The sequence below is a fragment of the Streptomyces sp. NPDC046876 genome (genome assembly GCF_040645035.1).
Taxonomy (GTDB): Bacteria; Actinomycetota; Actinomycetes; order Streptomycetales; family Streptomycetaceae; genus Streptomyces.
The window spans coordinates 1-19,905 of sequence record NZ_JBEYXK010000115.1 but is presented as its reverse complement, the minus strand read 5'-3'; the positions used below and the strand labels follow the sequence as shown (position 1 = coordinate 19,905).

The window sequence follows — 19,905 nt, the reverse complement described above, 5'->3', positions numbered from 1 at the left end:
CCCTTCGCAGCCCGGTGGCCGGCGGAGCCGGGTTTCTTGGGGCTCCGCCCCAAACCCCGCGCCTCAAACGCCGGCGGGGCTGGAATGGCTTCGAAGCGGGGCGGCGCCTCAAACGCCGGTCGGCGGGGGTGGAAGGGAGGGGCCCCGGCCTCCGGTGTCGGCGGAGTCGGGCCGGTCACAGCCCGCGGCGGTGCCATTCCTCGGCCAGGAGCCGGTACGAGCGTACCCGGGCGGTGTGGTCGTGCGTGATCGTGGTGATGAGCAACTCGTCGGCCCCCGTGGCCTCCTGGAGCCGCTGGAGGCCGTCGGCGACGGCCCCCGCCGAGCCGACGAACCGGGTGTCGACGCGGTCCGCGACCAGCGCGCGGTCGGCGTCGCCCCACCCCGCGACCAGGGCGCGCGCCTCCGCCGGCGTCGGGTAGGGGATGGCGCCCTCGGCGGTACGGATACTGCGCACCCAGGGCGCGTAGCCCTCCGCGAGCTCACGGGCCGTCGCACAGTCCTCGGCGACCACGACGTCGGCGGAGACGGACAGGTAGGGCCGGTCCAGCCCGCCGGAGGGCTTGAACGCGGCCCGGTAGCCCTCGGCGGCTTCCAGCACGGTCGCCGGTGCGACGTGGTAGTTCGCGGTGAACCGGAGCCCGTTCGCGCCCGCCGCCTGCGCACTCTGCCCGGCGCTGCTCCCCAGGATCCACACCTGCACCTCGGCGCCCTCGCCGGGCACGGCCCGTGCCGCAGTGCCCTCCGCGGAGCGGTAGTCGCCGCGCAGCAGCGCGAGGACGTCGCCGACCTGCTCGGCGTAGTCCTGCGGCCGGGCGCCCGGCAGGTTCAGCAGCCGCTGCTGGAGCACCACCCGCGGATGCCCCGCCAGGTGCGCGAACGAGAACCGCGGCGGGATGAGCAGCCCGTTCGGCGTGCGCCCCTCGAACGGTGTCCCGGCCGCGGCCTGACCGGGCGGAGGTCCGCCCGCCGAGCGGCCCAGCCCCAGGTCGAGCCGGCCCGGGTGCAGGGCATCCAGGAGCCCGAACTCCTCGACGGTGGAAAGGGCCGTACGGTGCCCCAACTGGACGGCGCCGGAGCCCAGCCGGATCGTGGACGTGGCCGCTGCGGTCAGCGCGAGGACCACGGCCGGCGCGGAGCCGGCCACGCCGGGGTTGAGGTGGTGCTCGGCGAACCAGTAGCGGGCGTAGCCGAACCGCTCCGCCTGCCGGGCGAGGTCGATGCTGCTGCGCAGCGCCTGCGCGGCGGTGGAGCCGGACGGGATCGGGACGAGGTCGAGGACCCCGAGCGGGATACCGGTCATGGCCTGCCTGCCTCCTTACAGGTCGGGAACGGAACCGGCGCCGGCAGCGGGCGGTACGTCCGCAACACGTCGGGCACCACCGGCCGGGAACGGCGGGTCCGGGATCTCCCGCCGCAGCACCGGCGCGATCTCCGACTGGAACAGCTCCAGCGAGGCCCGGTGCTCCTTCGCCCCCAGCGGACCCGCCTCCGCCTGCAGGTGCAGCAGGGTGTGTCCGAGCTGCCCGTGGTAGCGGTGCACCTTCTCGATCACCTGCTGGGGGCTGCCGATCAGCGCCGAGCTGCGCTCGACGAAGTCCTCCAGCGTGGGGAACACCGGATCGACGCCGAGGCGCCGCTGCGCCTCCAGGTAGCCCTGGAAGGCCGGCCGGTACGCGGCCACCGCCTCCTGCGAGGTCCGAGCGGCGTGGTACCCGGCGGTCCCGGCGCCCACCGCCGCCAGGGCCGGATCGTGCCCGTGGTGGGCCCAGCGCTGCCGGTAGTGGCGTACGAGGGCGGCGTACGGCTCCACCGGATGGGTGACGTTGGCGGAGAACAGCGGGTCCCCGTACCGGGCGGCGAGCTCGACGGACTCCTTGCTCGTCGCGCTGCCGTGCCAGATCCGCGGCGGCCCGTACGGCGGCCGCGGCAGCACCTCGGCGCCGGTCAGCGCGGGCCGGAAGCGCGGGGCCGCGGTGACCCGGTCCTCGCGCCAGAGCCGGCGGAAGAGCTCGTAGCCCTCGGTGTTGCGCTCCCACTGGTCCTCGGCGGTGACCCGGAACAGCTCTCGCTGCGCGGTGCCGTTGCCCTTGCCGATGATCAGCTCCAGGCGCCCGTCGGCGAGGTGGTCCAGCGTCGCGTAGTCCTCGTACGCACGCACCGGGTCCAGCAGGCTCAGCGTCGTGACGGCGGTGAACAGCCGGATCCTGCGGGTGAGTGCGGCGATGTGGGAGAGCACCACCGGCGGCGAGGACGACAGGAACGGCCGCTCGTGCCGCTCGCCCACCCCGAACCCGTCGAAACCGAGCTCCTCCGCGAGCAGTGCGGCCTCCACGACCTCCCGGAACCGCTCGCGGGCCGGCGTGGTGCGCCCGGTCACCGGGTCCGGGGCGTTGGCGATGAGGGTGATGGCGAGGAACTTCACGATGCAGCCCGGGCCGGCGAGGTGGCGGGGACGGCGAGACCCAGGTGGTCGCGCAGGGTGCTGCCGGTGTACTCGGTGCGGAACACGCCGCGCTCCTGGAGCAGGGGGACGACGGTGTCGGCGAACACGTCGAGGCCGCCCGGGGTGATGTGGGGGACCAGGATGAAGCCGTCGGCCGCGTCCTGCTGGACCAGGGTGTCGATGCTGTCGGCCACCGTCGCCGGGGAGCCCACGAACGTCTGCCCGCCGGTGGTCTCGATCACCAGCTCGCGGATCGACAGCCCCTTGGCCTCGGCGAGTTCGCGCCACTGCCGGGCGGTGGCGAGCGGATCGCGGAACTGCCGCACACTGGCCCGGCCCAGGGCGACGGTGTTCTCGCCCGGCTCCGGGTCGACGTCCGGGAGCGGCCCGTCGGGATCGTGGGCGGACAGGTCGCGGTTCCAGACGTGCTCCAAGTACGCGATCGCCGTCGCCCCGCTGACCTGCCGGCGCCTCACCTCGCGGGCGAGTTCGCGGGCCTCGGCGTCGGTGTCGCCCAGCACGAAGGTCGCCGCGGGAAGGATCTTGAGCTGGTCGGGGGTGCGGCCGTACCGGGCGAGCCGGCCCTTGACGTCGGCGTAGAAGGCGCGCCCCTCGGCGAGGGTCCCGTACCGGCTGAAGATGGCGTCGGCCTCGGCCGCGGCGAACTCGCGGCCCTCGTCGGAGTCGCCGGCCTGGAAGACGACGGGGCGCCCCTGGGGGCTGCGCGGGACGCCGAAGCGGCCCTCGATGGTGAAGTGGCGGCCCCGGTGGGCGAAGGCGCCGGCCTGCGCGTCCCGCAGGAACACGCCCGAGGCGGGGTCGGCGAGGACCTCGCCGCCGTCCCAGGAGTCGAACAGCTCGGTGGCGGTGGCGAGGAACTCCCGGGCCCGCCCATAGCGCTCCTCCTCGGGCAGGAAGCCGCCGCGCCGGAAGTTCTCCCCGGTGAAGGCGTCCCAGGAGGTGACCACGTTCCAGGCGGCACGCCCCGCGGAGAGGTGGTCGAGGCTGGCGAACTGGCGGGCCACCTCGTACGGCTCGTTGAAGGTGGAGCTGATCGTCCCCGTCAGCCCGAGCCGCTCGGTCACGGCGGCGAGCGCTGCGAGGACGGTGAAGGTATCCGGGCGGCCGACGACGTCCAGGTCGTGGATGCGGCCGCCCTGTTCGCGCAGCCTCAGCCCCTCCGCGAGGAAGAGGAAGTCGAACCGGGCGCGTTCGGCGGTCCGCGCGAAGTGGACGAAGGAGTCGAACTCGATGTGGCTGCCGGAGGCCGGGTCGCTCCAGACGGTGGTGTTGTTCACCCCGGGGAAGTGCGCCGCGAGGTGGATCTGCTTGACGGGCTTGCTCATGGTCGAGGCGGTCCTTCGGCTCGGCTCGTCGGGCTCAGGAGGTGGCGGCGGCGTAGCGGTTGGCGGGGCGCTCCAGCCCCAGCAGCCCGCGCAGGGTGCGGGCGCCGTACGCCGTGCGGAAGGCCCCCCGGCGCTGGAGCTCGGGGACCAGGCCGCGGGTGATCGCGGGCAGGTCGTGCGCGAGGACGCCCGGCCGCAGCCGGAAACCGGTCAGGCCGGCGCCCTGCCATTCCTGAAGCCGGTCCGCGAGGCCGGCGGGGGTTCCGGTGAAGACGTCGGCGTCGCCCCCGTACGGCCGGCCCACCGCTGCATCGAGCCGGTGCAGCCGGTCCGCGGCGGCGCCCGGGGACGCGTCGAGGAGCACGACCAGGTCGGCGAAGACGTGTGCGGGCCCGTCCGGCAGCCCGGCGCGCGCCTCCTCGGCGCTGCGCGGCGTGGTGAACACGAGGTCGGCGGAGCCGGCGGGCAGGACCCCGGAGGAGGCGGTCACCAGCGGCTGGCCCTGCGGCGGGCGCGGGGTGATCGACGGCCCGCGGACGCTGAAGTGGCGGCCCTCGAAGTCGATGGGGTGCAGCTTGTGCCGGTCGACGAAGCGGCCCGTGGCCGCGTCGCGGATCTCGGCGTCGTCCTCCCAGCTGTCCCAGAGCCGGCGTACGACCTCGACGTGGTCGGCGGCCTCCTCGCGGAGCTCGGCCTCGGGGACGGGGAAGGCGCGGCGGCCGAAGTGGGCCGCCTCGTCGGCCCGTGCCGAGACCCTGATCCGGATGCCGGCGCGGCCGGTGCTGACGTAGTCGAGGGTGGCGATGGCCTTCGAGATGTGGAAGGGCTCGGTGTGGGTGGCGGTCACTGTCGGGACGAGCCCGACGTGCCGGGTCAGCGGGGCGACGCGCGCCGCCGTGAGCACGGCGTCCAGCCGGCCGCTGACCCGGTCGGCCCGGATGGCGGGGGCGAAGGAGTCCTCGAAGGTGACGAAGTCGATGAGGCCCCGCTCGGCCTCGGCGACCAGGTCCGCCCAGTACGCGGCGGTGAACAGCTCGGCCGCCCGGGCCCCGGGCTCCCTCCAGGCGGCCGGATGCCATCCCGCACCGTCCAGCGCCACGGCGAGGTGCAGTGGAGCCGGACCGGGGGAAGGGCGGGATGGGACCGGCGGAGCCGTCATCGACACCTCTCATGCCAGGCAGTGGGTTTCCGAAACGGCCGGGTGACCTCGTTTCTCCGAAAAACCTACGTCCGGGTACCGGCGCACACAACGTCCGCAGGATCAAAGGAATTTGACAGTCGTGTTGCCGAATTTACGGCTCTGTTTCAGGCATTGCAGGCCGGTGGCCGGCGGTGACCGCGGCCGGCGGAAGGCCCCCCGGCCCGGAGCGGGCTCAGTCGATGCAGAACTCGTTGCCCTCGATGTCCAGCATCGGGATGCACGACTCGTTCTCCCCATCGGCATACAGGGTCTGCACGTGGGTCGCACCGAGGGCGACCAGTCGTGCGCACTCGGCTTCGAGCGCGGCGAGGCGCTCGTCCCCCACGAGCCCGGTGCCGACCCGGACGTCGAGGTGCACCCGGTTCTTGACGGTCCTGCCTTCGGGCACGCGCTGGAAGTACAGGCGCGGGCCAACGCCCGAGGGGTCACTGCAGGCGAACCATGAACCCCGGTCCTCGGGAGGCAGGGTGCGGTTGTAGTCGTCCCAGGTGGTGAACCCCTCCGGTGGCGGCGGTATGACGTACCCCAGCACCTCACACCAGAAGCGGGCGACGCGCTCGGGTTCCGCGCAGTCGAAGGTGACTTGGAACTTCTTGATCGCTGACATCGGGGCACCGTAGCGCGCACCGGGCGGACCGTGCCGCTCATTTGCCCCGGGCGGATCGTGACCCGGGCCCGCACTCAGGGCCGGTACACCACCAGGTCCGACACCTCGTACGACATGGCGGAGACGCCGGGTTCCGGCGCCGGGTGGTAGCGGCCCGCGCACACGGACAGGTTGACGATGAGGTACGCCCGCCAGCGCCGCCCGACACCGCTGCGGTCGGCGTACACGCGGGCGCCGTTGACCCACCAGACCACCGACTTGGCGCCGAACCTCACCTTGAGGTCGACCCATGCGCCGGGCTGCACCGCGCCGTCGCGGAAGTAGTGCGAGCCGCCGCCGCGCACGTGGTTGGAGAGTTCGAGCAGGTCCGGGTTGTCGGGGTGGTACTCGAAGACGTCGACCTCCTGGCCGCCGTCGCGCCAGGTCCAGATCGCCGGCCAGGCACCGAGTTCCTCGGGCAGCCGGACCCGGGCCTCGAGGGTGTCCTCCGCGCGCACCAGGAAGCCCTCGTCGCTGCCCTCGGTGGTCAGCAGCCCGGTGTCCCAGTTGCCGTCGGGCCGGCGGGTGGCGCGGAACGTGCCGCTGCGGCTGTAGGAGGGATCGGCGACGAGGTGATCGAGCTTGTTGTCGCCGGGGTTGACCGGGCCCCCGTCGGGATAGGCCCAGGAGCGCCCGGCGACCCATTGGGATGTCGAAGTGAAGTCGGCCGTGAACACGGGCTTGGCGGCCGTACGCCGCAGCCGTGCGAGGAGTTGCGAGAGCACGCAGAAGCCCTGCCCAGGCGGCAGGCCCCGCATTCCGCCGATCCCCACCGGAACCACCGCGAACGGGGGCGTGTGCACCGGTGCGCGGGCGCCTGCCCCGGCGCTTGCGGTGGCTCGGTGGCTGGGTGGGACGTGGGGTCTCAGGACCCGGCGCGGGTCAGGACTCGTCCTGTCGGCGGCGCTCCGCACGCTCGGCGCGCTCCGCGTTGCGCTCCTTGATGCGGACCGCTTCCTTGCGGACCTCGGCCTGGGTGGCGCGCTCCTTCTGGAGCCACTCCGGGTTGTCCTGCTTCAGCGCGTCGATCTGCTCGGTGGTGAGGGCCTCGGTGACCCCGCCGCGGGCGAGGCCGGCGATGGAGACGCCGAGCCGGGCCGCGACCACGGGGCGCGGGTGCGGGCCGTTGCGTCGCAGGTCCTGAAGCCACTGCGGCGGGTCGGCCTGCAGCGCGTTCAGCTCGCTGCGGGACACGACACCCTCCCGGAACTCCGCGGGGGTGGCTTCGAGGTACACACCCAGCTTCTTCGCCGCGGTGGCGGGCTTCATGGTCTGGGCGGTCTTGTGCGACGTCATGCCGATAAGAATATCGAGCATGTGCGCTGGTTCTGACCACGCCCGGTAACCTGGGCGGGTGACAGGCTCGGAAAGCTCTCCCTCGTTCCGGCTCGCGTACGTCCCCGGAGTGACGCCCAGCAAGTGGGTGCGGATCTGGAACGAGCGCCTGCCGGACGTCCCCTTGACCCTCCTCCAGGTGGCCGCCGGCGAAGCGCCGGACACCCTGCGTGACGGCGGTGCCGACGCGGGGTTCGTACGGCTGCCGATGGACCGCACGGGCCTGTCCGCGATCCCGCTGTACACCGAGACCACCGTCGTGGTCGTCCCGAAGGACCACCTCGTCGCGGCGGTGGAGGAGGTGTCCACCGGGGACCTCGCGGACGAGATCGTGCTGCACCCGCTCGACGACACCCTCGGCTGGGAGGAGCTGCCCGGCAAGCCGGCGTTCGAGCGCCCGGCGACCACCGCCGACGCGATCGAGCTCGTCGCGGCCGGGATCGGCGTCCTCGTCGTCCCCCAGTCCCTCGCGCGGCTGCACCACCGCAAGGACCTGACGTACCGGACGGTCGTCGACGCCCCGGTCTCCCGGGTGGCCCTGTCGTGGGTGGAGTCCGAGCCGACGCCCGACCTGATCGAGCACTTCATCGGCATCGTGCGCGGGCGCACCGTGAACAGCACGCGTGGGCCGCAGCCGGCTGCCTCCGGCGCCGCGCAGCCGAAGCAGCGCAAGGCCGCCGCCGGGAAGAACGCCCCGCGCGGCGGAACGAAGGGCGGCAAGGGCGCCGGATCCGGAAAGAACGCCCGCGGCGGCCAGGCCGCCAAGCCGACCCGAGGTGGCACCAAGCCCCGCCGCCGCCCCTAGTGCCACGACCGGAAAGGGCTCACCGGCTCGCGGCGCTCGCCCCCCCGCTACCACTGGGAGGTGCACCCAGGGACGACACCTTGCCGCGTTGTCGGCCCTCGCACATGGGTCCAGTACGAGCCGAGGCCTCCGCCCTGGATGCACCGCACCGGACGCCGCGACCCGGCGAACCTTTCCAGCCACAGCCTGGCGGGCCGCCCCGTCGCGGACGTCGCCACCGAGAGGGGATATCCCGGTCCACCGCCCCCAAGTGGGTCCGCCGGTGGCGGGTCGAGGTCGATGCGGGCCTGAACGACCGTTCCAGTAGGCCGGGCGCGACCCCGCACTGCACCCCGGCGGGAGTCAAGGACCAGGTCTGTCGGCTGCGAAAAGCGCAGTGGGCGCCGGCCCAGAAGGTGGTGGGGTTGATGGAGGCTGCGGGGACTGGGCTGACGATCTCCATCGCCTCGGCAGTTGCCAGGGGGAGGGCGTCGAGTTCGGCGTCGCTGCCGGGGATCGGGCCGGTGGAGAGCCGCGGCCGATCTCGTTGAGGCCGACGTGCTCCCCGTCGAGTTCCCAAACCTTTTAAGGTTACGGACACGGTCGATGAGCCGCCTTCGTGCTGGTGTATCTGCCGGAGGTGCACCGTGTAGCGCTCGGTTGCCGGAACTACGGACACGGAGACGCCGATGTTGACTGAACCAGTTGATGGATAACCGCAGGTCAGGCTCATGTTTCTGCTAACTTCCGATCATGCTTGAGACGGGTGATCCCTCTCGGGACCGATGTTGCTGGACGCCGCCGGGGCGGTGGTGGAGCCGGAGTTGCCGAGGAGTTCGCCCGCTGGATGGCGACCCGGCCGAAGCCCGGGAGGATGCACTGGCTCGGGCGATCGGCCGGCGCCAAAGCGTGGTCCGTGGCCCGGGCGCCGGCGGGGGGTGCCGAATGCGGTTACAGGGCGCTCGGGACTGGCTCTGATGGACGCGGCGCGCGTGCGAGCCGGGGCTGGTGATCCTGCTGCCCGTACGGATGGAGCAGCTGCGCCGCGGCGTCGCCCCCCGGAGGCTGGCGTTTCCGGAGGCGCAGCGGGTACCCCAGCATGTGGCGGCCGACTCGCCTTTGAAGCGTAGTGGCGAAAGCGGCGGCGCCATAATTTTACCTTCCCTGAGTTGCCCGGCGCCGCTTGACCGAGGACACTGACCCGGTCTGTCAGCTTTCAACGATTAGATATTATGTAGTTTGGGGTGCGGCGTTCTGGGCAGGCAACCTCCAAGCTAGTACGCTGCGAAAGGTTGAATGAAATGACTTCAAAGGCCGAAAAGGTCACTCAAGAACTCGCGGACCACATAGCCGCATCTGAGGCGGACCAGGCCGTAGACGTCATCATTCAGCTGCAGCCAGTCGACATGGCTGTGACCGGCTCCCGGCGAGATCGCATCGAAGCTACGCGTCAGGCCTTCCAAAGCGAGCTGGAACCCGTTGCCGAGGCGATCCAGCATGCAAACGGTTACATCGTGGACAGCGTTTGGTTGAATCAAACTGTGCGCGCCGTTGTGCCGGCCGAGACTGTGAGTGAGCTCGCGACTGCGCCTGGCGTGGTGCAAATAGCCCTACCGAGTCGCATCGAACCTGATACGGTCATCGGCTGACACTGTCCACGCGCAGCAAACCCGACCCCTGAGCCTCAGGGCCAAACCCGTCAAGAAGGACGGACCCGCTCGTAATGATGTCTCGAAGGTCCTGCAGGCTCATGGATGGAGCTGCCTGGCAAAGGAGCGCAAGCACGCCGGTGGCATGCGAAGCCGCATAACTCGTGCCGAAGCCGGCGTTGCCAAATCCCCCGTTTGGGAGACAGCAGAGGATGGTTTTTTCGCTGCTCCCGCCGGGAGCGACCGTGTCCGGCCCTTTCCGGCCGCCCGCCGGCCCACGGCTGCTGTAGATTTCGACTGCCGTTCCGTCCACGTTGGATGCTCCAACAACGATTGCCTCGACGGCTTCCGCAGGCGAAGTCAGTGAACCCGTCCCCGGACCTCGGTTTCCGGCGCTCTTGACAACGCAGACACCGAAGCCCGCAGCGTTGGCTACGGCTTTGGCCTCGTCACTGAGTCCGTCGGTCGGGACTGGTCCGGTGCCCCATGAACAGTTGATGACGTCAGCACCGTCTTCGACTGCGGTTTGGAGCGCGTGCGCTCCTTCGAAGTTGAAGCCGTTCAGTTGGCGATTGGTGGTCATGACCTTGTAGTTGTAGATGGCCACCTCCGGAGCCAACCCCATGCAGTCAGGGTGATTCGCGCCGATGATGCCTGCTACCGCCGTACCATGCGCATCAGGGGTCCCCCAGGGTTCGGCGGTGTAGTTGAACCGCGGCGCAATTCGACGCTGAAAGGCTGGGTGGTCCACACGCACCTCGCTGTCGATGACCGCAACGATCACGCCATGCCCGGTCGCGTCTGATGCGACCCAATCCGGAGCCGGATGCCCAATGGCTACGTGGTTCGGCTGAGAAGCGTCAGGCATGATGCGACGGGCGACGTCGACATGGGCGACAGCCTCATCGCCGGCAACTTCGGCGATCACCTCCGGCTCGCCCCATGTTCGTATGGTGCGGTTAAGCCAGCAGAGCTCCGTAATGGGTGCCGCGCTCGAACGAAGCTCCTCCGGAAGAGAGCTGATGCTGGAGTGTGACTGACGATCAACTTCGGCGTAGACGCTCGCCATTGACGCGTAGGCCCGCTCGCGCGCCTCTTTGATAAGCACCTCGCGTGCCGGACGGACCATCCACTCCGCCTCAACACCAACAGAGGGTCCGGAAATCAGAGCATCCTTGAATCCAAGGATACTTGGAATACGGGAAGTTGGGGGCGCCACCGGTTCTGGCAGTCCCATGGTTTCTTGAAATGCTGGTGCAGGGTGCCTTCTCCGAATGTGGAAGCTTATGCAGAATGCATCGGTGGCTTTCGCTTCAAGGCTCCTTCCAAGCTCCGCCCGTACCTCTCTGCGAGCTATCTGAAGATCTTCGGTCGAGTAGGCGTCGGACATCCTCTTCACCCCTCCGCCTGGTTGAACGCTCACTGATTCGTTCACGTCTTACAAGAACATCGTAGGCCGCCTGCTCGCTCATCGTCGGGCGGAAGTCCGGGTGGCTTATCGCCGAATGCTCCGATGCTTCTGTGTGATTTGCGCCCAGACATGGCTTCGGAATGCACTGCTCGTACTGGTCAAAGGGGCCCCAGTAGGCCGATGCGCCTCATTCTTGTTATCAGCTACTGAACGCGGCCCACGATAATCGACTCAGGCGGCACCTGCGGCGATCACTCATGCGACGACAGCGCCGGTCAGAGACATCTGCACGGGGACACGGGGCCTGAGGCCGACTTTCTCGGCAAGTTATCTCCGCTCCACCTCTTTGCGGTGCGTACGCGCGGGACTGTTCATGTTCACGTGATGCCAGTGAGGTCGCCCGGAATCACCGTCGGCATCGGCCAACTGCGGGGCCGCGGACTCTGCGCGGTCGGAGGAGAGCTCGCCGCGCGCCTGGCCGAGACCGTCCATCGCTTGACAACCGCGCGTCGTTGATCGACCGCGCCCACGAACTACTCGCCGATGCGGATCAGGGCGAGGGTGATGTTGTCCGGGCCGCCCGCTTCGATGGCGGCGCGCCACAGTTCGAAGGCGGCCTTGCCGTCATCGTGGACACGCAGCAGCTCGTCCAGCTCCTCCTCCGGGACGGGGTCCGTGAGCCCGTCCGAGCAGACCAGGTAGCGGGCCCCCGCCCCGATCGGCTCGGTCGACACGTGCGGGGTGATCCCGGTGCTCCGGCGGCCGCCGCCGATGGCCTGGGTGAGCAGGGAGGTCGTGCGCTGACCGGGCGCCAGCGGCGGGTTGTCGTCCACGCTCACCTGCCGCAGCTCCTCCCGCGTGGCGTCGAGCACCCGGCTGTCGCCGACGTTGAACGAGATCAGCGACTCCTCCAGCACCACGGTCCCCGCGACCGTGGTCCCCATGGCCGTCAGCCCCGGATCGCTGTCGGCGGCCGCGTACAGGGCCTGGTCGCACAGGCTGAGCGCCTCCCGTACGGCCCCCTCGCTGTCCAGCGCGGGCCCGAGCGCCGAGAGTTGGCGTACGACCAGCGCGCTGGCCACCTCACCGGCCGGCTGCCCGCCGATCCCGTCGGCGACCGCGACCACGAGGGGGTCGCCGAGCGGGAAGACGAACGTCTGCGGGTTGCGGGTGACGGTGGCGCACAGGGTCCACGGTCCGACGACGAGGCTGTCCTCGTTGTGGTCGCGTATCAGCCCGGCATGGCTCAGAGCGCTCACGGCTATGTACGGCATAGCACCCCTATTGTCCCGCCCCCGGCGGCCCGCCGCCCCCGCCCAGCGCGTGCCGGCGTACCAGCCGGGCGATGTCCGAGGCCGTGACGATCCCGACCAGCCGGTCCGCGTCCACCACCAGCACCGGCAGCGACTTCCCCGGCCGCAGCCCGTCCAGCACCTCGGCCAGCGGATCACCCGGCGCGGCGACCGCGCACCGCTCCAGCGGGACGGCCACGTCGCGGGCGCGCAGGCCCTCCCGCTGCGCCGCCGGGACCGAGGCCAGCCGGCGCACGTCCAGGACCCCGCTGGGGCGGCCGTCGAAGTCCAGCAGCGGCACCAGGGAGTGCCGGGATTCCGCGGCGACCTCCCCGATGAACCGCGGGAGGTCCAGCCAGTCGGGGCCGGTGGCGACGGGCCCGGACATCGCATCGCGGGCCCGTACGCCCTCCAGGGCGGTGCGGACCTCGGCCGTACGGCGCTCGGCCGCCGCGACGACCGCCATGAACAGGCCGACGAACACGAGCCACAGCCCGTCCGGCTTCCCGCGCAGGAAGGCGAACCAGCCGGCGGCGGCGAGCAGCATGCCGACGGCCTGCCCGCTGCGGGCGGCGGCCCGCTCGGCCCGCTCCCGGTCCCCGGTGCGCCACCACAGCAGGGCCTGCAGTACGCGGCCGCCGTCGAGGGGCGCGGCCGGCAGCAGGTTGAACACCGCGAGGAACAGGTTGGTCCAGCCCAGCCAGACCAGGACGGCCGCGGGCACCGCCGCCCAGCCGGACAGCCGGCCCAGCCCGAGGCCCGCGCCGAGCGCCGCGCCGCCGATCACGAGGCTGGTGAGCGGCCCGCTGACCGCGACGGCGAACGCCACCGCGGCGCTGCGGGGCCGGCCCATCCGCGTCATCCCGCCGAGCGCCCACAGGGTGACGTCCTGGACGGAGATGTCCTTCCTGAGGGCCGTCGCGGCGTGCGCCGCCTCGTGCAGCAGCAGGCTGCCGAGCAGCAGCAGGGCGCCCACGGCCGCGGCGGTGGTGTACACGGCGGGGGAGCGCCCCGGGGTCCACACGGGCAGGGTCTGGCGGCCGAGCCCGTAACCGAACAGCACCACCAGCAGCGGCACGCTCCAGTGCATCCGCAGCGGCACGCCCACAACACGTCCGATGGGGACCGAGCCGTTCATCGCCTACTCCCGCCGGCCCGCCGGCCCGCAGGCCGGTTCACCCCCCATTGTCGCTCCGGGGGGCCGGCCTGCAGGCCGAGGGGAGCGGGACCGCCGGCTCAGCCCTCCGCGGCGGCGGGGGCGGCGGCCAGGGCCGCGTCGAGCTCCCAGGCGTGCCGCTTGAACTCGCGCCGGAAGTCGCCGTGGTCCTCCCACTGCCGGGCGATGCCGCGCAGCACGTCCCAGTGGTGCTCCACGGACTGGTCGATGACCCGGCGCAGCGCCGCGTCGGCCGTCGCCCGCTTCTCGATCAGGCCCTTGACCGCCGAGGCCTCCAGCACCGCGTTGCGCAGGGCGCGCAGCGCGCGCGAGGTGTCGTCCATCGCGAAGCCGCGCTCGCTGCCCGTCGACTCCTCGAACAGCGGGGTGAGCCGCGCCTCGATGAAGGCGGTGATCCGCTCGAAGTGCTGCACGTCCATCGGGGCTCCATCTCCTGCCGCGCTCCGCGGCCCGGCACGTCACATCGGGTGTTTCGTCTGCCCGCCGGCCCGTTCCACCGCGGCCGGCGGTTGCAGAATATCGGCTGAAGATCGGCAGGGGGGTGCCGGGAGATCGCCGGGAGATCGCCGGGAAACCGGCCGTGGCGGGGATCCTCGACAATTGCCGTCGCTCCTCGTCCCTGCGGTGTTACCTTCCGTGTCGTCGACGCGTGCGTCTCATGGATCAGTCGGGGGGCGGATATGGGGACCGGGGCGGCGGAGCTCGGCCGTGCGGAGGGGGCCGACGCTTTTCTGCGGCACATGATCTGGCGGTATCCGGACCAGCGGCAGCCCGTGGTGGCCCTGCTCGGCCCGCGCCGCTCGGGCAAGTCCAGCATGCTGCGCTCGCTGTCGCAGGGGTGCGGCTCGACGGTGGTGCACGCGTACCTCGACTTCCACGAGACACCGCTCGACCCGGTGTCCGCGGCGGCCCTGGTGGCCTTCCAGATGATGCGCGGCTGGGACACGTTACGCCGCAGCCCGGTCTTCCACCGCTTCGCGCTCGGGCTCCTGGCCCTCAACGAGAACCTGGAGTCGGACCGGGCCCGCGCCACCGACCAGATCCGCGGACTGATCCAGCAGTACACGCGCAACACCCGCCGCGGCCGGTTCGCCTCCCGGGTGGAGGAGGCGGTCGACGCCACGATGGACGTCGTGGCCACGGGCGCGCTCAGCCCGCTCGTGCAGGGGCCGCGCGAGGTGGTCTCCGCCGTACGCGACAGTGCCCGGCCGGTGATCGGATCGCTGCTCCAGAGCACCGCCCGGTGGGGCCTGCGCGACGCGCTGCGCTGGCACGTCGGCATACCCGAGGCGGAGGCGGCGGGCTCCCTGGACGCGCTGATCCGGCTCAGCTCCGCCTCGCGGACCGCCGCGGTCGCGCCGCTGCTGTCGGCCTTCCTCGCCGACGTCAAGGACCAGGCGGAGCGGCATCCGGCCCTGCGCTCGGCCTGCTCGTGCGAGATACCCGCGGCCGAGGCCGCCCGCGGCCGCCACGGCCACGCCTGGGTCCTCCTCGTCGACGGCGCCCAGACCCGGGCCGGCCGGCGGTTCCTCTCCGCGCTCGTCGCCGCCCGCATCCGCAACGAGCAGAACGGGCCGGGCGGGACGGGCGCCGCCGACCCCCTCGTCGTCCTGGCCGCCTGCGACCAGTGGCAGCCGGAGTGGACCAGCCGCTGGTGCGAGCCCTGGCGGACCACCCCGCTGCCCGGGACCCCGCAGCGCCGCATCCCCCTGCTGTCCCGGGCCACCCGCGCGGCGTGGACCCGCCAGGACGAGCCCGGCGCCCGGGCAGGAGCGGGCACGACCGGGGGAGGGGGCGCCGCCGCCGGCCCGGACCCGGCCTCCCCGGCGCACTACTGGTACCCGGTGTGGCTCGACCCGATGTCCGAGGAGCGTGTCGCGGAGGTCACCGGCGACGGCGCCCCGCTGGCCGGACCCCTGCCCGCCTCCGTGGCCCACGCCCTCACCGGCGGCCACTGGGGCGCCGCCCTCACCCTCCAGGACCAGCGCGAGAACACACCGCCCGACCAGGACGCCGCCGAACGGGACAGACCCCTGCCCGCCGCCGTCGACCCGGGCGGAAGACCCCTGTGGTCCCGGGCCCTGGAGACGAGCCTGCCCGAGGGGCTCGCCGTCCCCGGCCGTCAGTGGGCCGCCCCGCCGCCGGTGGTCCTGGCCGCGGCCTATCTGGCCGACATGCGCACCGCCGACGACCCCCGGGTGCCGCCCGGGATAGCCGACCTGCCGCGCAGCCTGGAACTGCTGCGCCGCAACCTGTGGGTCAGCACCTTCTTCCACCGCCCCTCCCGCATCCGGGAGGTCGGCTGGGGCGACGCCGACAGACCGCCCGTGCTCCACCCCTGGCTCAGCCGCTGCGCACTCACCGCCCTCTCCGCGGCGACCGCCGCCCCGGCCGGCCCCTCCGAGGACGCGCCGCCCGACCCGTGGCGCGCGGTCTTCACCGGCCAGGCCCGGGCCCTGGTCTCCCTGACGGACGCCCACCGCGGCTCCATCGTCGCCCGCGACGAGCAGCAGCTGTTCTACGAGCTCTCCCTCGGCCACTTCGCCCCCGTCGCCGGGGCGCTGGCCGAGCGCTTCGACCGGGACCACCGCGCCTGGGTCCGCCTCCTGGACTACCTGGCCTCCGCCCCGTGCCGCCTGGTGCACCGGCAGTCCGCCCCGGAGGCGTACGCCGTCCTCCTCGACGGGATCGAGGAGGAGGGCCGGGACGTCGTCGCGGTCACCACGGCCAAACTCCTGGCGCTGCTCTGGCTGTACAGCGATCCGCTGACCGAGCACAACCGGCGGTGGGACGGCCAGATCGAAGAGTGCTTCGACCGCCTCTCGCACAACTCCCGTCTGCTCGACGTCAGCGCCCTCCAGCAGGCGGGTGCCCTCTTCGCCTGACCCTTTCCGCGCCCCCGTCCGGCGAGGCCGGGCGCACCGCTAGGAGTCCTCATGTCCGCAGGTGTCCACGTTCCCCGCTTCGCCCGGTGGCGCCGCCATCCGGCGGCCTCCCTGACCGTCCTCGTCCTCCTCCTCGCCGGTCTCGTACTGGGCGGCATCCAGGGCTACAAGTTCTTGGTCCGACCCGAACTGTCGTGCGGGAAGGGGATGACAGCCACCGGCTCGCCCCTGCAGTGCGTGGGCGTGAACCTGGAGAGCACCGCCTTCACCAAGGGCGAGCCGGCCCGCATGCGCAAGCTGGAGGACACGGTCCGCGCCTCCAACGACGCGGTGAAGGCCGAGTCCACGTCCGTGGTCCTCCTGCTGAACCTCTCGCCCGTCAACGACGTGGACACGCTGACCTACGAGTCGCTCTACCACAACGTCGAGGGCGCCGTGACGGCCGTCTGGCGGGCCAACAACACGGCCGCGTACGGCAGCAGGCCGGGCGTCAAGCTGTACCTGGCCAACATGGGCAGCCAGTACGCCTCCTGGCAGCAGGCGGTCGACAGCATCCAGAAGCACGCCGACGCCGAGCACATCTCCGCCGTCGTCGGCCTCGGCCAGAGCACCGAGCAGACCCGCCAGGCCGCCGCGGCCGTCTCCTCCCGGCTGCACATCCCCGTCATCGGCTCGACCGTCACCGGCAACTCGATGAACCTGGACCCGGCCGACCCGTCGGGCAGGAAGCCGATCCCCGACATGTTCCGCGTCTCGCCGACCAACACCGACTCGGTGATCGCGGCGGGCCAGTACGTGGCGGGGATGCGCCCGGCCGTCACCTCGATGGCCGTCGTCGCGGACAGCGTCGCCGACGACGACTACACGGCCACCCTGGCCGCGGAGGCCAAGACCCGCTTCCAGGCGCCGGACCGCACGGTGACCGTGCTGCCGTACACCTCGCCCCGCTCCCTCCCGGCCGGCGCGGGCCGGCAGGACTACCTGGTGCAGCAGTTCGACCTGATGCACGCCAACCTGTGCCAGGCCGCCCCGTCCGTCGTCTACTTCGCCGGGCGCGGCCGCGATCTCGGCGCCTTCGTGCAGAACTGGGTGCAGGGCGCGCCGTGCGGAATCGCGCAGCTGCACATCCTGGTGGGCGACGACGCCTCGGAGGCCATCCGCGACGACGCGGTGCTCAAGGGGGTCGCCTCGGGCCGGGTGACGGTCGCGTACACGGCGCTGGCCAGCCCGGACGAGTGGGGGACCGAGTGCCCCGGATCGGACGCCAAACGCAACTACGACCAGTTCTGGTCGGCGTTCACCGGGCGGCCCGACCCGTGCACCAAGCAGCCGCTGGCCACCACCGAGGGCGCGCTGCCGCCGCTCGCCTTCGACCCCGCCGACCTCGCCAGCGGGCAGGCGATGCTGACGCACGACGCCGCCGTCGCCGCGATCAGCGCCGCCCGGCGCGACGGGGCGGGCCTGAAGAACCCGGGCCTGGAGACGGGCATCCTGCACCAGTTCTACTGCGCGCAGATGCTGCCGGGGGCCAGCGGCTGGCTCTCGTTCGGCAGCGACGGCAACCCGGTCGGCAAGCCGGCCCCGATCGTGCAGCTCAACCCGGACGGGACGACGAAGACCGTGTCGCTGGCCTGGCCGAGCTCCGCACCCAACCTGAGCCTCCCGCAGAAGGGCGGCACGGGGGCCCCGGGCTGCTGAGCCGGTGCGGGTGGAAGGGGCGGCGGGCGCCTGCCCGCCACCCCTTCCACCCGCGGCCGGCGGCCGTTGCGTTCAGTGGCAGAGGCGGGCCACCAGCTCCAGCTCGTCCGCGAGGACCGCCGGGTCGCGCGGCCCGATGTGCGGGGCCGCGAGGGACCGTACGCGGAAGCGGTTGCCCGGGGTCAGCTCGTCGGCCTCCCGGATCATCAGGTCCTGCAGGGCGGGCGGGATCGCCCGGTCCTCCGTGAACCGCAGGAACGTGCGCGGCAGGCGGCCCCACTGGTGCGCGAGCCCCCGGGAGTCGGAGACCGAGATCGCGGCCGACTCGTCGGGCTCCAGGATGTTCATCAGCGCACGGATCTCCTCGTCGGGGTAGTCGGCGCCCAGGGCGTCCTTGCAGGCCGCGAAGAACTTCGGGTCGTTGGAACGCCAGTTGACGCGGTTGACCCCCAGCTCCGGGGGCGTGGGCACCCCGGTCATCCGGAAGAGGGCGCTGGTGGCCGCCTCCGGGCTCGTCATCAGCTCCAGCACCGACTTGTGCTTCGCCGGACAGAAGGCGGACATGTACACCAGGTGCGAGAGCAGCTCGGGCACCTGGTTGGCCACCGCGTTGACGGTGGCCCCGCCCATGCTCTGGCCCACCAGGACCACCGGGCCGTTGCGGCGCGCCCGGCGCACCACGGCGGTCACGTGGGCGGCGTTGTCCGCCAGCGTCACCCTGCCCAGCGGCGAGGGCTCCGTCCGCAGCCGCTCCAGGTCTTGCGGGGCCTGGTAGGAGAGGGGGAAGTAGGCGCCGGGGCCGTGCCCGGGCAGGTCGACCGCCAGCGCCCGCTGCCCGCGGAGCGCCAGCTCGGCCACCAGCGGGGACAGGCCGTACGCGTTGCTCCCCGAGCCGTGGACCAGGACGAAGGTGACCGGCCGGGCGGGGCCGGAGGCCGCCTCGGCGGCCGCCCCGCCCGCGGCCACCGCCGCCACCGCTCCGGCGCCGGCCACGGCTGCTCTCAGGACCGTGCGGCGGGACTGCTGCCGCGTCGTGTCACGTGCTTCATGTGCTTTGCTCATGTCGCTCATGCCGCAGATGTTACTTGCGGGTAACTGCCTTTAGGGCGTCGATTCCCGGCCGAGTGGCATGCGGCTGCGCCCGGTTGGTCCTTCCATCCGCTTTCGTTGAGAACCGGACAATCGCCGATCGGTGGTCGGTTCGTCCGCATGGGTGCCACTTCGGCCACCCTGCTGCGGCCGTGTCCCACCCGTGTCAAGGCATCCGGGAGGTCCGCCGCCGCGCCCTTCACGCGTGGCCCGCGGATCCGGCCAACCCTGCGGCGGCCCGCCGTACGGCGCCCGCCGGTCGGAAAGTGCCAGCAGCACCTTCGTCCTCTCGACGGACGCCGGCGGCGGAATGTTGAGTCATGTCGCGCTTCACAGCGATTCGTCTCTTCCAGCGCACGTCCTTTTCGATTTGAGGAGCATTCATGCGCATCATCCGAACCACCCTGGCCCTCGGCGCGGCCGCCCTCGCCCTCACCGCCACCTCCGTCGTCCCCGCCGCCGCAGCCGGACCGGCGCCGGCCCCGAAGGCGGCGAAGTTCTGCACCTACGTCGTCGACACCGGCGAGGGCGGCTGCTTCGCCACCCGGGCCCAGGCCGCCGAACTGGGCGCGCAGGCCGAATACAAGGACCTGGGGAAGATCTGGAGCGACGCGAACTCCGGCGGCAGCGAGTTCACCTTCCGCGGCAGCGTCGGCTGCAACTGGCGCTACCCGGAATTCAACGACCTGTCCAAGTGGGGCTGGAACGACGTGGTCAGCTCCGCCCAGGGCATCACCTGCCCCATCACCCTGTGGGAGCACAAGGACTTCCGCGGCGCCAGCCAGACCTACCACGGCTACAACGCGTACGTCGGTGACGGCATGAACGACAAGGCCTCGTCCGTCAGCTTCGACATCCGCTGCAGCAGGCTCGCGATCGCCTTGGCCTGGGTCTGCGCGGCGGCGTACTCGTAGCGCGTCGATGCGAAGCCGCTCTGGGCGGTGCC

The 19,905-nt window shown here is 71.9% G+C and carries 17 protein-coding genes and 1 pseudogene; 6 read left to right on the top strand and 12 right to left on the bottom strand.

Annotated features, from left to right (window positions below; all coding sequences use genetic code 11):
- Window positions 1-175: 175 nt before the first annotated feature.
- From ABZ924_RS33820 to ABZ924_RS33790, 7 genes are all read right to left on the bottom strand, one after another.
- Complete coding sequence (locus tag ABZ924_RS33820) at window positions 176-1,303, bottom strand: LLM class flavin-dependent oxidoreductase (RefSeq protein WP_361918591.1); 1,128 nt, start codon at window positions 1,301-1,303, stop codon at window positions 176-178.
- Between the two features lie 15 nt (window positions 1,304-1,318).
- Window positions 1,319-2,425: an LLM class flavin-dependent oxidoreductase gene (locus tag ABZ924_RS33815; RefSeq protein ID WP_361918588.1), complete on the bottom strand. Its 1,107-nt coding sequence runs from the start codon at window positions 2,423-2,425 to the stop codon at window positions 1,319-1,321.
- Window positions 2,422-3,792 carry an NtaA/DmoA family FMN-dependent monooxygenase gene (locus ABZ924_RS33810; protein ID WP_361918585.1) on the bottom strand — a complete coding sequence of 457 codons (1,371 nt, stop codon included), beginning with the start codon at window positions 3,790-3,792 and terminating at the stop codon, window positions 2,422-2,424. The genes ABZ924_RS33815 and ABZ924_RS33810 overlap by 4 nt, the downstream gene beginning before the upstream one ends.
- Before the next feature lie 34 nt (window positions 3,793-3,826).
- On the bottom strand, window positions 3,827-4,951 hold the full coding sequence (locus tag ABZ924_RS33805; RefSeq protein WP_361918582.1) for an LLM class flavin-dependent oxidoreductase: 1,125 nt from the start codon (window positions 4,949-4,951) through the stop codon (window positions 3,827-3,829).
- 214 nt (window positions 4,952-5,165) lie between these two features.
- The gene (locus tag ABZ924_RS33800; protein WP_361918580.1) at window positions 5,166-5,600 is read right to left on the bottom strand and encodes a VOC family protein; all 435 of its coding nucleotides are present in this window, start codon (window positions 5,598-5,600) and stop codon (window positions 5,166-5,168) included.
- A gap of 74 nt (window positions 5,601-5,674) precedes the next feature.
- A complete protein-coding gene (locus ABZ924_RS33795; RefSeq protein ID WP_361918577.1) occupies window positions 5,675-6,364 on the bottom strand; it encodes a beta-glucanase in 690 nt (229 codons plus the stop codon).
- Between the two features lie 157 nt (window positions 6,365-6,521).
- Entirely contained in the window at window positions 6,522-6,935 is a 414-nt protein-coding gene (locus ABZ924_RS33790; protein WP_361918574.1) for a DUF5997 family protein, read from the bottom strand.
- A 58-nt stretch (window positions 6,936-6,993) separates the two neighbouring features.
- Between ABZ924_RS33790 and ABZ924_RS33785 the strand changes: the two genes are divergently transcribed.
- The 3 genes and pseudogenes from ABZ924_RS33785 to ABZ924_RS33775 all read left to right on the top strand — a co-directional run bounded on the left by ABZ924_RS33785 (window position 6,994) and on the right by ABZ924_RS33775 (window position 9,407).
- Window positions 6,994-7,779 carry a LysR family transcriptional regulator substrate-binding protein gene (locus ABZ924_RS33785; RefSeq protein WP_361918571.1) on the top strand — a complete coding sequence of 262 codons (786 nt, stop codon included), beginning with the start codon at window positions 6,994-6,996 and terminating at the stop codon, window positions 7,777-7,779.
- Between the two features lie 189 nt (window positions 7,780-7,968).
- Window positions 7,969-8,171 (top strand): annotated as a pseudogene (locus tag ABZ924_RS33780) (leucine zipper domain-containing protein); the annotation flags it as partial.
- An 888-nt stretch (window positions 8,172-9,059) separates the two neighbouring features.
- The gene (locus tag ABZ924_RS33775; protein ID WP_361918568.1) at window positions 9,060-9,407 is read left to right on the top strand and encodes a hypothetical protein; all 348 of its coding nucleotides are present in this window, start codon (window positions 9,060-9,062) and stop codon (window positions 9,405-9,407) included.
- Here the strand turns inward: ABZ924_RS33775 and ABZ924_RS33770 are convergent.
- The 4 genes from ABZ924_RS33770 to ABZ924_RS33755 form a co-directional block, all read right to left on the bottom strand.
- Entirely contained in the window at window positions 9,397-10,797 is a 1,401-nt protein-coding gene (locus tag ABZ924_RS33770) for a S8 family serine peptidase (RefSeq protein WP_361918565.1), read from the bottom strand. The two genes, ABZ924_RS33775 and ABZ924_RS33770, sit on opposite strands and share 11 nt — an antisense overlap.
- Before the next feature lie 554 nt (window positions 10,798-11,351).
- Window positions 11,352-12,092, bottom strand: coding sequence for a PP2C family serine/threonine-protein phosphatase (locus ABZ924_RS33765; protein WP_361918562.1), 741 nt, complete (start codon window positions 12,090-12,092; stop codon window positions 11,352-11,354).
- A gap of 7 nt (window positions 12,093-12,099) precedes the next feature.
- Window positions 12,100-13,248, bottom strand: a complete 1,149-nt coding sequence (locus ABZ924_RS33760) for a site-2 protease family protein (RefSeq protein WP_361918559.1) — start codon at window positions 13,246-13,248, stop codon at window positions 12,100-12,102.
- A gap of 98 nt (window positions 13,249-13,346) precedes the next feature.
- Window positions 13,347-13,706, bottom strand: a complete 360-nt coding sequence (locus ABZ924_RS33755; protein WP_361918557.1) for a hypothetical protein — start codon at window positions 13,704-13,706, stop codon at window positions 13,347-13,349.
- Between the two features lie 321 nt (window positions 13,707-14,027).
- Here ABZ924_RS33755 and ABZ924_RS33750 point away from each other — a divergent pair, with 321 nt between their 5' ends.
- Together ABZ924_RS33750 and ABZ924_RS33745 are read left to right on the top strand one after the other, a co-directional pair.
- A complete protein-coding gene (locus ABZ924_RS33750) occupies window positions 14,028-16,172 on the top strand; it encodes a hypothetical protein (protein ID WP_361918554.1) in 2,145 nt (714 codons plus the stop codon).
- A gap of 51 nt (window positions 16,173-16,223) precedes the next feature.
- Window positions 16,224-17,870 carry a hypothetical protein gene (locus tag ABZ924_RS33745; protein ID WP_361918551.1) on the top strand — a complete coding sequence of 549 codons (1,647 nt, stop codon included), beginning with the start codon at window positions 16,224-16,226 and terminating at the stop codon, window positions 17,868-17,870.
- Window positions 17,871-17,942: 72 nt separating this feature from the next.
- Here ABZ924_RS33745 and ABZ924_RS33740 read toward each other — a convergent pair whose 3' ends face one another.
- On the bottom strand, window positions 17,943-18,941 hold the full coding sequence (locus ABZ924_RS33740) for an alpha/beta hydrolase (RefSeq protein WP_361918548.1): 999 nt from the start codon (window positions 18,939-18,941) through the stop codon (window positions 17,943-17,945).
- Between the two features lie 401 nt (window positions 18,942-19,342).
- Between ABZ924_RS33740 and ABZ924_RS33735 the strand changes: the two genes are divergently transcribed.
- On the top strand, window positions 19,343-19,873 hold the full coding sequence (locus ABZ924_RS33735) for a hypothetical protein (protein ID WP_361918545.1): 531 nt from the start codon (window positions 19,343-19,345) through the stop codon (window positions 19,871-19,873).
- The last annotated feature ends 32 nt before the right edge of the window (window positions 19,874-19,905 follow it).